This window comes from Streptomyces sp. NPDC014623, from assembly GCF_043088245.1.
Classification (GTDB): Bacteria; Actinomycetota; Actinomycetes; order Streptomycetales; family Streptomycetaceae; genus Streptomyces.
The window spans coordinates 51,552-64,338 of the sequence record NZ_JBIBZU010000029.1 but is presented as its reverse complement, the minus strand read 5'-3'; the positions used below and the strand labels follow the sequence as shown (position 1 = coordinate 64,338).

General features: G+C 73.8%; 10 protein-coding genes and 1 pseudogene. 2 read left to right on the top strand and 9 right to left on the bottom strand.

From position 1 onward, the window contains the following. The 3 genes and pseudogenes from ACF1FZ_RS32145 to ACF1FZ_RS32135 form a co-directional block, all read right to left on the bottom strand. Positions 1-133, bottom strand: a pseudogene (locus ACF1FZ_RS32145) (diaminobutyrate--2-oxoglutarate transaminase); the annotation flags it as partial. Between the two features lie 95 nt (positions 134-228). Next, positions 229-753 carry a diaminobutyrate acetyltransferase gene (gene ectA / locus ACF1FZ_RS32140; protein ID WP_391776907.1) on the bottom strand — a complete coding sequence of 175 codons (525 nt, stop codon included), beginning with the start codon at positions 751-753 and terminating at the stop codon, positions 229-231. 337 nt (positions 754-1,090) lie between these two features. After that, the gene (locus tag ACF1FZ_RS32135; RefSeq protein WP_391776906.1) at positions 1,091-2,197 is read right to left on the bottom strand and encodes a pyridoxal-phosphate-dependent aminotransferase family protein; all 1,107 of its coding nucleotides are present in this window, start codon (positions 2,195-2,197) and stop codon (positions 1,091-1,093) included. 112 nt (positions 2,198-2,309) lie between these two features. On the opposite strand from ACF1FZ_RS32135, the gene ACF1FZ_RS32130 reads away from it, so the two are divergent. Then, on the top strand, positions 2,310-3,410 hold the full coding sequence (locus ACF1FZ_RS32130; RefSeq protein WP_391776905.1) for an amidohydrolase family protein: 1,101 nt from the start codon (positions 2,310-2,312) through the stop codon (positions 3,408-3,410). Between the two features lie 258 nt (positions 3,411-3,668). Here ACF1FZ_RS32130 and cobC read toward each other — a convergent pair whose 3' ends face one another. Continuing rightward, positions 3,669-5,180 carry an Rv2231c family pyridoxal phosphate-dependent protein CobC gene (gene cobC, locus ACF1FZ_RS32125; RefSeq protein ID WP_391776904.1) on the bottom strand — a complete coding sequence of 504 codons (1,512 nt, stop codon included), beginning with the start codon at positions 5,178-5,180 and terminating at the stop codon, positions 3,669-3,671. Between the two features lie 113 nt (positions 5,181-5,293). Here cobC and ACF1FZ_RS32120 point away from each other — a divergent pair, with 113 nt between their 5' ends. Then, a complete protein-coding gene (locus ACF1FZ_RS32120) occupies positions 5,294-6,016 on the top strand; it encodes a ZIP family metal transporter (RefSeq protein ID WP_391776903.1) in 723 nt (240 codons plus the stop codon). Positions 6,017-6,054: 38 nt separating this feature from the next. Here ACF1FZ_RS32120 and ACF1FZ_RS32115 read toward each other — a convergent pair whose 3' ends face one another. Genes ACF1FZ_RS32115 through ACF1FZ_RS32095 form a run of 5 tightly spaced genes read right to left on the bottom strand, consistent with a single transcriptional unit; the run spans position 6,055 to position 12,695 of the window. After that, positions 6,055-7,401, bottom strand: a complete 1,347-nt coding sequence (locus ACF1FZ_RS32115) for a cobyrinate a,c-diamide synthase (RefSeq protein ID WP_391776902.1) — start codon at positions 7,399-7,401, stop codon at positions 6,055-6,057. Next, complete coding sequence (gene cobO / locus ACF1FZ_RS32110) at positions 7,395-8,003, bottom strand: cob(I)yrinic acid a,c-diamide adenosyltransferase (protein WP_391776901.1); 609 nt, start codon at positions 8,001-8,003, stop codon at positions 7,395-7,397. The genes ACF1FZ_RS32115 and cobO overlap by 7 nt, the downstream gene beginning before the upstream one ends. Beyond that, positions 8,003-10,033, bottom strand: a complete 2,031-nt coding sequence (locus tag ACF1FZ_RS32105; protein ID WP_391776900.1) for a putative cobaltochelatase — start codon at positions 10,031-10,033, stop codon at positions 8,003-8,005. The genes cobO and ACF1FZ_RS32105 overlap by 1 nt, the downstream gene beginning before the upstream one ends. Further along, positions 10,030-11,754, bottom strand: a complete 1,725-nt coding sequence (locus tag ACF1FZ_RS32100; RefSeq protein ID WP_391776899.1) for a cobyric acid synthase — start codon at positions 11,752-11,754, stop codon at positions 10,030-10,032. The genes ACF1FZ_RS32105 and ACF1FZ_RS32100 overlap by 4 nt, the downstream gene beginning before the upstream one ends. Next, on the bottom strand, positions 11,751-12,695 hold the full coding sequence (locus ACF1FZ_RS32095) for a cobalamin biosynthesis protein (protein ID WP_391776898.1): 945 nt from the start codon (positions 12,693-12,695) through the stop codon (positions 11,751-11,753). Before ACF1FZ_RS32095 ends, ACF1FZ_RS32100 begins: the two co-directional genes overlap by 4 nt. Between the last annotated feature and the right edge of the window lie 92 nt (positions 12,696-12,787).

Genomic DNA, 12,787 nt, shown 5'->3' with positions numbered 1-12,787 from the left:
ACGAGTGGCCGTCCTCGTCCGTCAGCCGGGCGCCCTGCGCCCGGTCGAACACCGCGGGCCAGCTGCGGCAGTAGCTCCGTACTTCCGATTCGAGGCTCTCGAAGACACTCAGGGCGGGCGGGGTGATGGTCACAGCTGATCTCCTGCTCGAGGGGGTGTGACGGGCGGCGGGTCAGGCCTGCCCAGGGAGCCGCACCCGGGCGGGGCGCGGAGAGGTGCTGGGGGGTCCTAGAACGGACCGATGCGGTAGAGGACCTCCGGCAGGTGTGTTCCTTCGGGGAACAGAGCCCCGTCGAAGAGCACCTCACGCTCGAGCGGCACGTCGTGCCGCTGCGCGAAGGAGGTGAACAGCCGGTCGGAGGCGGCGTTGTCCGGGGTGATGGTCGTCTCGACCGATGACAGGCCCTGGTCGGAGGCGACGCGGGTGGTCAACGCGTCCAGCAGTGTGGCCGCCAGTCCCTTGCCGCGGTGGGCCTTGTCGACGGCCACCTGCCAGACGACGAGCGTGCCGGGCTGCTCGGGGCGGATGTACCCGGTCACGAAGGCGATCGGGTCGCCGTTCTCGTCGCGGGCGACCACGGAGGTCGCGGCGAAGTCACGGCACCACAGCAGGTAACTGTACGAGGAGTTGAGGTCCAGGACCTCGGAGTCGCGGGCAATGCGCCAGATCGCGGCTCCGTCCTCCACTCGCGGGGTGTCGATGCTCAGGAATTCACTTCGGGCACGTGCAAAATCTGCTGGTGCGGCGGTCATGCGAATTGAATTTACCCAGCAAAAATCAAAATTGCATCGCCGCAGGGGGTTGGGTGAAGACGCCTGCTGTGTTATCACGCGGGCGCGGGCCGGTCTCGGCAGGTGGGTCATTTCGTTAGATGTGTCCAGGATTTAACGGTCATAACGGACCTCGTGTGGGGTCGGTCACATAGTTGTAACTCTCGTGACGCCTGGTCGGATCGCGTGGATCCGTCCGACGAAAACTGTGGCGTTTAGGGCAGGGGAACCGGGGAAGAAGAATGCGGGGAGCTGCTCCCGATAAAGCAGCTCCCCTTTTGCGTCGATTGAATCCCCCGCGATGGGGGCGTCATTGAATTCAGTTGTTCGGCCAGGTTTCCGTGACGGCTTTCCGGGCAGCCTCGATATCGGTCTTCCGGCCCGCGTCGGCCAGCGCGGTGCCCAGGGCGGCCAGCGAGGAGAGGACCGCGTCCCGCGTCGCGTCCACGCCGTAGTGGTTGACCCGGATCATCTCCTCGGACAGTGCTCCGCCCCCGGCGATCAGCGGCAGCGACGCGTCGGCCGCCAGGGCCCGCGCGACCAGTTCCGAGGCGTTGACGCCCACCGGAGTGCGCAGCGTCGTGGCGACCGGCGCCGCGTCACGGGCGTCGTGGACGTACGGCTCCAGCCCGCCGCCGAGCGCCCCGGCGCCCGCGCGGGTGGCCGCGGCCGCCGACGCGTGCCGTGCCATGACCGTGTCCGGCCCCTCCGCCTCGATCCGCTCCAGGCACGCGTCGAGCGCCAGCATCTCCAGCTGGGCCGGAGCGTGCGGCAGCGCCTTCCGGCCGCCGTCGATCCAGCGGGCCTTCCAGTCGAGCAGCGAGAGGTACGACTGGCGCGGAGCCTGCGGATTGGCGGCCATCCGCTCCCACGCCCGCGCGCTCACCGAGACCGCGGAGACCCCGGCCGGGCCGCCCATCGCCTTCTGCGCACCGATGACACACAGGTCCACGCCCCAGGCGTCCACCAGCAGCGGTTCCGCGCCCACCGACGCGACGGCGTCCACCATGAACAGAGCGCCGTGCGCCCGGACCACCTCGCCGATCTCCGCGACCGGGTTGGTGTTGCCGGTCGCCGCCTCGGCGTGCACCAGCGACACGAAGTCGATCCCGGGGTGCCCGGTCAGCGCCCGCTCCACCTGCTCGGCGGTGACCGCCGAGTGGAAGGGCACCTCGAGATCGACGACCTCGGCGCCGCAGTCGCGCAGCCAGTTGCCGAACGTCTGGCCGTACGGCCCGGTGACGACGTTCAGCGCGGCCGAGCCGGGCCGGGCGCCGCCCCGGATGCACCCTTCGAGGGGCAACAGCGCCTCACCCTGCATGATGACGACGTCCTGCTCGGTGGCGAGGAGAGCGGCCACCCTCCGTTCGATCGCTGCGAAACGTGCGGCGGTGAGCGGGGCGAGGTCGAGGAACGGGTGTGTCACGGTGGTGCTCTCTTCGGTTCGGCCGGTGCGCGGTTCAGCGCCTGCGTCGAGGGTACCCAGGACCTCCCGGGCCCCTGGGGCCCAGGCGGGACCGCCTCGTACAGTGCTGCCCATGAGTGATCACGAGGTGGCGCCGGTGCTGCGGATCGAGGGGCGGGTGCTCGTCGGCCCCGACGAGGTGAGGGACGGGCTCTGGGCGGTCGACGGGCGGATCACCTACGAGAGGCCGCCGGGCGCGGACGACGCCGTGACGCTCACGGGGTGGGTGCTGCCCGGCCTCGTGGACGCGCACTGCCATGTAGGCCTCGGCCACCAGGGGCCCGTCGACGCGGAGACGAGTGAGAAGCAGGCCCTCACCGACCGGGAGGCGGGCACGTTGCTCATCCGGGACGCCGGATCGCCCTCCGACACCCGGTGGGTGGACGAGCGGGAGGACCTGCCGAAGATCATCAGGGCGGGGCGGCACATCGCCAGGACCCGCCGCTACCTCCGTAACTTCGCCCATGAGATCGAGCCCGGCGACCTCGTCGCCTACGTCGCGCAGGAGGCACGGCGCGGCGACGGCTGGGTGAAGCTGGTGGGTGACTGGATCGACCGGGACGCCGGGGACCTGACCGCCTGCTGGCCGCGCGGCGAGGTGGAGGCGGCGATCGCCGAGGCGCACCGGCTCGGCGCCCGGGTCACCGCCCACTGCTTCGCCGAGGACGCGCTGCGGGACCTGGTGGAGGCCGGGATCGACTGCATCGAGCATGCGACGGGACTGACGGAGGACACCATTCCGCTCTTCGCGGAGCGCGGCGTGGCCATCGTCCCGACCCTGGTCAACATCGCCACCTTCCCCGACCTCGCCGCGGCCGGCGAAGCCAGGTTCCCCCGCTGGTCCGCCCATATGCGGCGCCTCCACGAAGGCCGGTACGACACCGTGCGCGCGGCGTACGACGCGGGGATCCCGGTCTTCACCGGTACGGACGCCGGCGGGTCGCTCGCCCACGGCCTGATCGCGTCGGAGGTCGCCGAACTGGTGAAGGCGGGCATCCCGGCCCTCGACGCGCTCTCCGCGACGGCCTGGGGCGCGCGGCGGTGGCTCGGCCGGCCGGTGCTCGAGGAGGGCGCCCCGGCGGACCTGGTGATGTACGACGAGGACCCGAGGGCGGACGTACGGGTGCTGGCCTCCCCGCGGAGGGTGGTGCTCAACGGGCGGGTGACGGGCTGACAGCCGGCCGGCCTCGAGGGCGGGCGCCGGGCCGCCCGGCGGTGCCCCGGGCCGTGACCGGCCCGGACCGCCGGCACCGGTGACCCCGCCGGGGCCGGATCCGGCTCCCCGGCCCCGTACACCGCGAGGACCACCGCCCTCCTGCCGGCGGCCGGTGCCGGCAGGACGGCCGTCGCCCGCGGGCGCGCCCGGGGCCGGCCGCCTTCCGTGCAGAGCGGTGGCCGTGTGGGAGGACTCCGCTCCTCGCCCCGGGGGCCGTCAGCCGACGGGTCTCCGGGGCAGCCCCTGCAGAGCCAGGTCGAGCGCCTGCAGAAATCTGTTGGTCGTCACACGGTCGCGCACGGCGATCCGCAGCCACTCGCTGCCCAGTCCGGGGAACGTGTCCCCGCGCCGCGCCGCGAACCCGCGCGAGCGCAGCAGCTCCCGGACCTCGTCCGCCCGCTCCAGCCGCAGCAGCACGAACGGCCCGGCGGCCGGCTCCACCACCCGCACCTCGCTGAACTCCGCGAGCCCGGCCAGCAGATGGGCCCGGTCCACCGCGGCCCGGTCCGCCGCGTCCGCCGCCTCGACCAGCGCACGCGGCTCCATGCACGCCTCAGCGGCCGCCAGCGCGGGGGAGGACACCGGCCACAGGGGCTGCGCCTCCTGCAGCGCCGCGATCGTCGCCGGATCGGCCAGTACGTAACCGATGCGCAGCCCCGCCAGCCCCCAGGTCTTGGTGAGGCTGCGCAGCACCACCAGCCCGGGGACGTCCGTACGCCCGCAGAGCGCCTCGCGTTCGCCCGGCACGGCGTCCATGAACGCCTCGTCGACCACCAGCGTCCGTCCGGGACGTGCCAGTTGCTCCAGCACACCCGCGGGATGGAGCACGGACGTCGGGTTGGTCGGGTTGCCGACCACCACCAGATCCGCGTCCTCCGGCACCTCCGCCGGATCCAGCCGGAAGCCGTCCTCAGGGCGCAGCAGCACCCGTCCGACCTCGTGCCCGGCAGCACGCAGGGCCGCCTCCGGCTCGGTGAACTGCGGATGCACGACGACCGGCCGCCGGACGGGCAGTGCCCGCGCGATCAGGACGAACGCCTCGGCCGCGCCCGCCGTGAGCAGGACTCTCTCCTCGGGCAGCCCGTGCCGTCCGGCGACCGCCGTCCGCGCCGGGCGCCCGTCCGGATAGGCGGCCAGCGATCCCAGTGAGGCGGTTATCCGCTGCCGCAGCCAGTCCGGGGGTGTGCCGGACCGGACGTTGACGGCGAGATCGGTCAGGTCCAGGCCGCGTACTTCCGCGTCGCCGTGGTGCCGCAGGTCGGGCCCGGCGCTCTCGGTGTGCTTCGTGGGGGGCAGCATGGCAGCCATGGTGAACGGCTCGGCGCGATTCGTCGATGCCGAGGTGTCGTCCAGCTTTCCCCGGCGGGCCACCGCGCAGGTCGCCGACGCCGATTTCCGCTTGGCCACCAGCAGTTCACCGGCGTCCATGAGCGCGGCAGCCTCCGCGACGGACCCGGTGGCCACAGCCTTGCGGGGCGCCGCAGCGGGGTTGGGCACAGGGACCCGCGCCAACGCTCCGGCCGTGTACGACCGTACGGGCACCCCGAGGAGAGCGGCGGCGCCGGCGATCCCCGGCTCGTCCGCCCTGCTGTCGAGGGTCGCCAGCTCGACCACGTCACCGGCCGCCGGTCCGGCCTCCTGGAGCGCCCTCCGGATCAGCCCGAGGACCTCCTCGGCCGTGACGCCGCGACGGGCACCGACGCCGACGACGAGCGCCGCACGGGTCATGAGGGGAAGTCCTTTCACACACACGGACGAGGGGGTCAGGGGGGTGGGGGCGGGAACACAGGTAAGGGGTGCCCGAGGTGCGGGAGGAGGGGGTGATCCGTTAGCAAGGGCCCATGGCGGTATTCGTCGCGCTCGGCGCGTTCCTGATGACCCTGGCGGGCGGCTGGGTCGCACAGCGCGTCAGTGACCGCCGGCACCTCGTGCTCGGCTTCGCCGGCGGGCTGATGCTGGGCGTCGTCGGCCTCGACCTGCTGCCCGAGGCGATGGAAGCCGCGGGCGGTGTGGTCTTCGGCGTGCCGGCGGCCCTGCTGCTGTTCGTGGGCGGCTTCCTGACGGCCCATCTTGTCGAGCGTTCCCTCGCCGTACGGCAGGCGGCACACGGGGCGGGCGAGGAACGGGTGCCGCAGGTCGGGCTGACGGCGGCGGCCGCGATGGTGGGGCACAGCCTGATGGACGGCGTCGCGCTCGGTGCCGCGTTCCAGATCGGTGGCGGAATGGGAGCTGCTGTCGCGCTCGCCGTCATCACCCACGACTTCGCCGACGGATTCAACACGTACACGATCACCAGCCTCTACGGGAACGCCCGCCGCAAGGCGTTCCTGATGCTGTACGCGGACGCCCTGGCCCCGATCGTGGGCGCCGCGACCACTCTGCTGTTCACCCTTCCGGAGGAACTGCTCGGCTGCTATCTCGGCTTCTTCGGCGGGGCGCTCCTCTACCTCGCCGCGGCGGAGATCCTCCCCGAGGCGCACCACGACCACCCGGCCCGCTCCACGCTGCTGTGCACCGTCACCGGGGTGGGCTTCATCTGGCTGGTCGTCGGCATCGCGGAGTGACGTCACCCCCGCCACCGGCCCACCGGAGCGGAGTGACGTCACCCCCGGCACTGCTCCACGAAACGACGGGCCACGCCCGGCGCCGACGCCCAGTGCGTGTGCAGGTAACTCGCGTGCACGCCCTGCTGCACGAAGCCCTCCACCCGCCGCTCCGGCTGGTGCAGGCCCCAGGCGGGCGTCGCCCCGGCCCCGGGCTCCAGCACCGTCCGGTGGAACTCGTGTCCGCGCAGCCGGGTCCCGGACACGGCCAGCACGCTGTCGGACACCGCCACCGCCTGCCGGTAGCCGAGCGTCAGCCGCTCGGACATCCGGGCCGACGCGTCCAGTACCCCGCACATCGGCCGGCCGTCCAGCTCGCGGGCCAGATAGAGCAGCCCCGCGCACTCCGCGGCCACCGGGGCGCCGGACAGGGCCAGCTCCGTGACCGCCCGGCGCAGCGGCTCGTTCGCCGACAGCTCCGGCGCGTACACCTCGGGGAAGCCGCCGCCGATGACCAGCCCCGCCGTGCCCACGGGCAGCTTCTCGTCGCGCAGGGGATCGAAGACGACCACCTCCGCGCCCGCCGCCGTCAGCAACTCGGCGTGCTCCGCGTAGGCGAACGTGAAAGCCGCGCCGCCCGCCACGGCCACCACCGGCCGGACCCCCGGCCCTGGGCGGTGCTCCGGCCCCCACGCCTCGTCGGGCAGGGCGGGCGCCGAACGGGCCAGCGCCAGCAGGGCGTCCAGGTCGCAGCCCTCCCGGACGCGCTCACCCATGGCCCGTACGGCGTCCAGGGCGTCGGCCTGCCGCTCGGCCACCGGGACCAGGCCCAGGTGGCGTGAGGGGGTCGCCACCTGCGGGGCCCGCCGCAGCACCCCGAGCACCGGCAGCCCCGACTCGTCGAGCGCCTCCCGGAGCAGCGCCTCATGGCGGTCGGAGGCCACCTTGTTCAGGATCACCCCGCCGATCCGCACCTCGGGGTCCCAGGAGGCGAAACCGTGCACGAGGGCCGCGACCGAACGCGACTGCGAGGACGCGTCGACGACCAACACGACGGGCGCCCGCAGCAGCTTGGACACCTGGGCGGTCGAGGCGAGTTCACCCTGCCCCGAGGCCCCGTCGTACAGCCCCATCACCCCTTCGACGACGGCCAGGTCGCAGCCGCTCGCCCCGTGCGTGAACAGCGGGGCGATCAGACCGGGCCCGCACATGTACGCGTCGAGGTTGCGCCCCGGGCGCCCGGTGGCCAGCGCGTGGTAACCCGGGTCGATGTAGTCGGGGCCCACCTTGTGCGGGGACACCGCGAGCCCGCGCCCCGCGAAGGCCGCCATCAGGCCCGTGGCGACCGTGGTCTTGCCGCTGCCCGAGGCGGGCGCCGCGACGACCAGACGAGGAACGCTCACCACTCGATGCCTCTCTGGCCCTTCTGGCCGGCGTCCATCGGGTGCTTGACCTTCGACATGTCGGTCACCAGGTCGGCGGCCTCGATCAGCTTCTGCGGAGCGTTCCGCCCCGTGATCACCACGTGCTGCGTGCCCGGACGTCCCCGCATCACCTCGACGACCTCGTCGGTGTCGATCCAGCCCCAGTGCATCGGATAGGCGAACTCGTCGAGCACGTACAGCTTGTACGTCTCGGCGGCCAGGTCACGCTTGACCTGCTCCCACCCTTCGCGGGCCTTCTCCTCGTTGTCGGAGTTGTCACCGTGGATGCCGCGCTGGACCCATGACCAGCCCTCGCCCATCTTGTGCCAGTCGACGGTGCCGCCCTCGCCGCTCGCCCCGAGCACCTTGAGCGCGTTCTCCTCGCCGACCTTCCACTTCGCCGACTTCACGAACTGGAACACCCCGATCGGCCAGCCCTGGTTCCAGGCCCGCAGCGCCAGCCCGAAGGCCGCCGTCGATTTTCCCTTGCCGGTGCCCGTGTGGACGAACAACAGCGGACGGTTCCTCCGCTGACGTGTCGTCAGCCCGTCGTCCGGTACCGATACCGGCTGTCCCTGTGGCATTAAGCGGCCCTCCCGGCAGCAGTGATGTCCTTGACCAGCCCGGCGATCGAGTCGGCGCGCAGCTCGTCGAGCGTGACCGCGCCGCCTCCCAGATCCCGTGCGAGCTGTGCGGCGAGACCGAGGCGTACGAACCCCGACTCGCAGTCCACGACGACCGACGCGGTGCCCTCGGAGGCGTGCAGCCGCCCGGCCCGCGCCGCCAGCGCCACCGGGTCGACGCCCCCGGTGGCCCGGCCGTCCGTCACCACGACGAGCAGGGGCCGCCGCGACGGATCGCGCAGCCGCTCGACCCGCAGCACGTCGTGCGCCTTGAGCAGCCCGGCGGCCAGCGGGGTCCGTCCGCCGGTCGGCAGCGCCTCCAGCCGTGCCGCCGCCGCGTCCACCGACGAGGTGGGCGGCAGCACCACCTCGGCGTCCTTGCCCCGGAAGGTGACCAGACCGACCTTGTCCCGGCGCTGGTAGGCGTCCAGGAGCAGCGACATCACCGCCCCCTTCACGGCACTCATCCGCTGCCGGGCCGCCATCGACCCGGAGGCGTCCACGACGAACAGCACGAGATTGCCCTCGCGCCCCTCCCGCGTCGCCTGCCGCAGATCGTCACGCCGTACGACCAGACCCCGCCCCGACCGGCCGCGCGCCCGCTGGTGCGGTGCCGCGGCCTGTACGGTCGCCGCGAGGTGCAGCTTCGTCAGGGCGCCCTCGGGCCGCCGCGACCCGGTGGTCCGGCCGTGCTCGGTACGCGCCCTGGACCGCCGCCCGGCCGCTCCCTCACCGAGTCCGGGCACACTGAGCATCTTCGTGCGGAACGGCTCGCCGGCCCGCACGGGCTGCTGCTCACCGGGCCCCCCGCCCGGCGCGGGCGCGTCGCCGCTCCCGGCCTCCTCCCGGCCGGGCGCGCCGGAGCCGCCGTCGTCGGGGCCGGCCGCGTCCGTACCGCCGTCGTCGGGGCCGCCGCCCTGCGGGGGCACCCCGCCACCGGGCCCGTCGGGGTCCGGATCGTCGTCACCCCGGCCGTCCTCGTCCTCCGCGTCCCGGAGGGCCTCGTCCAGCTTGTCCTCGTCCAGCCCGGGCGCATCGAACGGATTGCGCCGGCGCCGGTGGGGGAGTGCCAGGAGCGCGGCCTGCCGCACGTCGTCCGCGACGACCTCCTCACGCCCCGCCCACGCCGCCAGCGCCGTCGCCGTGCGGGCCATGACGATGTCGGCTCGCATCCCGTCGACCTCGAACGCCGCACACGTCGCCGCGATCTGCCGCAACACGCCGTCGCCGAGCACCACACGGGGGAGCAGGGCGCGCGCGGCGACGATCCGCTCCCGCAACGCGGCCTCCTCGTCGGCCCACCGCGCGGCGAAGGCGGCCGGGTCGTCGTCGTGGGCGAGCCTGCGCCGCACGACCTCGACGCGCAGGTCCGTCTCACGCGAGGCGGCCACCTCGACGGTCAGCCCGAAGCGGTCCAGCAACTGCGGCCGGAGCTCGCCCTCCTCCGGGTTCATCGTCCCGACCAGCAGGAAGCGGGCCGCGTGACGGACGGAGACGCCCTCACGCTCGACGTAGGAGGCGCCCATGGCCGCCGCGTCGAGCAGCAGGTCCACCAGGTGGTCATGAAGGAGGTTGACCTCGTCGACGTACAGGATCCCGCGGTGGGCCTCGGCGAGGAGACCCGGCTCGAAGGCCTTCACACCCTCCGAGAGGGCCCGTTCGATGTCGAGCGCCCCGACCAGCCGGTCCTCCGACGCGCCGACCGGAAGCTCCACGGTCCGCGCCGGACGCGACACGCCCGTACCCGTCTCGTGGGGGCCGTCGGGGCACGCCGGATCAGGCGCTGCCGGCTCGCACGAGAAGCGGCACCCGGCCACGACGGCGACCTCGGGCATCAGCGCGGCGAGCGCCCGCACGGCGGTGGACTTGGCGGTGCCCTTCTCACCCCGGACCAGGACCCCGCCGACGGCGGGACTGACGGCGTTGAGCAGGAGCCCGAGCCGCAGATCGTCCTGCCCCACGATGGCGGTGAAGGGATACGGCGTACTCACAGGGCCTCCTCGTTCACAGAAACATCGGTGCCGGCCCCGGGATCCACCCGGGCTTCCGGAGTGCGGGGCAACAACTCGGGCCCGTGCGGGTCCCCCCGGTCGAGGTCCGGGGGAGTCCGAGGGCCGGGGTCCGGGGCGGAGCCCCTGTCACGGGAAGGGGCGGGGCGGGGGGACAGCCCCGCCGCAGGCGCCTTTGCGCCCGGCGCCTCCGGCACCGGCGGCGCGCCGGGCGGGAGGAACGGCAGCCCCCCGGGCACGCCGGTCTCGATCAGCCGCCACAGCGCGTCGGTGTCCGCGTGTTCCTCGATCAGGTCCCCCAGCCGGTCCAGCTGTTCCTCCCGCAACGCCCCGAAACCCGTGTCGGGCGCCGCCGTGAACCGCCGTCCCGCGGCCCGCGCCACCTCGCCCAGGAACGCGCGCCGGAACGCGTCGCTCTCCAGCGACCCGTGCCAGTGCGTCCCCCAGACCGAACCCACCCGGCACCCGTCCAGGAACGGCTCGCCGCCGCTCACCTCGGCGACCCCGTGATGGATCTCGTACCCCTCCACCGTCTCCCCGAGCGCCGATCCCACGGGCCTGGCCAGGACCTTCTCCCGGCCGAAGCGGACCCGTACCGGCAGCAGACCGAGTCCCTCGACCAAGCCGGCCCGCGACTCCACGTCGTCCTCGATGCGCTCGCCCAGCACCTGGAAGCCGCCGCAGATCCCCAGCACCGGCCGCCCCTCGGCGGCCCTCCGCAGCAGCGCGCCGGCCAGTCCCCGCTCGCGCAGCCACGCCAGCGCCTTCACGGTGCCCCGCGTCCCGGGCACGATCACGAGGTCCGCGTCGGTGAGCTCCTCCGCCCGGTCCACGAACCGCACGACCACACCCGGCTCGGCCGCCAGCGCGTCCACATCGGTGAAGTTCGACATCAACGGGACGGCGCACACCGCGACCCGCAGCACGTCCTCGCCGTGCGGCGGCGCCACGACCGACTCCCGTACGGCGCCGCGCATCGACACCCGCAGCCCGTCCTCCTCGTCGATGCCCAGGCCATGGGCGTAGGGAAGCACCCCGTACGTCGGCCGCCCCGTGAGCCCCAGCAGCATGTCGAGACCGGGCTCCAGCAGTGACACGTCACCGCGGAACTTGTTGACGAGGTACCCGGCGACCAGCGACTGGTCCTCGGGGCTCAGCAGCGCCGTCGTACCGAAGAACGAGGCGAACACACCGCCCCGGTCGATGTCGCCGACCACCAGCACGGGAAAGCGCGCGGCCCGCGCGACACCCATGTTCACGATGTCCGTGCGCCGCAGATTGATCTCGGCCGGACTGCCCGCCCCCTCGCAGATCACCGCGTCATAGGTGGCCCGCAGCTGCTCCAGACAGTCCACGACCGTCCCGAGGAGGGCTTCCTGCCGCCCCCCGTGGTAACCGCGCGCACTCATCTCGCCGACCGGCTTCCCCATCAGGACGACCTGGCTCGACCGGTCACCGCCGGGCTTGAGCAGCACCGGGTTCATCAGCGCGGACGGCTCCACCCGGGCGGCCTGCGCCTGCATCGCCTGGGCGCGGCCGATCTCCGCCCCCTCCCGGGTGACGAACGAGTTCAGCGACATGTTCTGCGCCTTGAACGGCGCGACCTTCACCCCCCGGCGCACCAGCCACCGGCAGATCCCGGCCGTGACGACGCTCTTGCCCGCGTCCGAAGTGGTCCCCGCGACCAGCAGTCCGCCGCTCATCCGGCTCTCCGTCCCATGGCCAGCCGCCCCGCCGCGCACACGGCGAGGGCCAGCACACTCACCCGGCGCGACAGCCGCACCGCGCGTTCGATGTCCGTGACCCGCACGTCCCGGCCGGCCTCGCCGTTGAGCACCGGCCGGTGCTCGACCCGCCCGCCGTACGCGAGGGTGCCGCCGAGCCGTACCCCGAGCGCTCCCGCGAACGAGGCCTCCACCGGGCCCGCGTTGGGGCTGGGGTGCCTGCCCGCGTCGGCCCGCCAGGCCCGGACGGCCTCGCGGGGGCGCCCCCCGGCGGCCACGGCCAGCACCGCGGTGAGCCGGGCCCCGGGCCAGCCGGCGACGTCGTCGAGCCGGGCCGAGGCCCAGCCGTAGCGCCGGTAGCGGGGCGACTTGTGCCCGACCATCGCGTCGAGCGTGTTGACGGCCCGGAAGCCGACGAGCCCGGGCACTCCGCCGAGCGCGCCCCACACAAGGGCTCCCACGACGGCGTCGGAGGTGTTCTCGGCGACGGACTCCACCACCGCACGGGCGATCTGCTGTCCGTCCAGGGCCTGCGGATCGCGGCCGCACAGATGCGGCAGCCGCTCCCGGGCCAGCTCGATGTCCCCGGCGGCCAGTGCCCCGCCGACGGCGCGCGCCTCGCGCCCCAGCGAGGTGCCCCCGACGACCGACCAGGTGGCGGCGGCGGTCAGCGCCACGGCGGCGGCGGGACGGTTCCGTACGGCGCGGGCGGCCAGCGCGGCGGCGCCCGTGGCGCCGCCGGCGCAGACGAGCGTGTGCAGGGCGCCCCAGCCGCGGTGATCGCGCCACAGCCGGTTCTCGGCGCCCGCCGCGGCGCGCCCGAAGGCGGCGACGGGGTGGCCCCGCCGGGGATCACCGAGCAGCAGGTCGCCGACCAGGCCGGCGGCGGCGCCGTACGCGAAGATGCGGTCGGCTCGCACCGCTCAGCCGGCCGTCGCGCCTCGACGGGGCTTCGAGGCAGGTGGTGCAGCGACCGACACGGGGCAGCCAGGCATGACGTATGTCCTCACTC

Bases quoted from the DNA above. Each gene is read 5' to 3' on its own strand.
- ectA (WP_391776907.1), bottom strand. From the start codon at position 753: ATGACCGCCGCACCAGCAGATTTTGCACGTGCCCGAAGTGAATTCCTG.
- ACF1FZ_RS32130 (WP_391776905.1), top strand. From the start codon at position 2,310: ATGAGTGATCACGAGGTGGCGCCGGTGCTGCGGATCGAGGGGCGGGTG.
- cobC (WP_391776904.1), bottom strand. From the start codon at position 5,180: ATGACCCGTGCGGCGCTCGTCGTCGGCGTCGGTGCCCGTCGCGGCGTC.
- ACF1FZ_RS32120 (WP_391776903.1), top strand. From the start codon at position 5,294: ATGGCGGTATTCGTCGCGCTCGGCGCGTTCCTGATGACCCTGGCGGGC.
- cobO (WP_391776901.1), bottom strand. From the start codon at position 8,003: ATGCCACAGGGACAGCCGGTATCGGTACCGGACGACGGGCTGACGACA.
- ACF1FZ_RS32100 (WP_391776899.1), bottom strand. From the start codon at position 11,754: ATGAGCGGCGGACTGCTGGTCGCGGGGACCACTTCGGACGCGGGCAAG.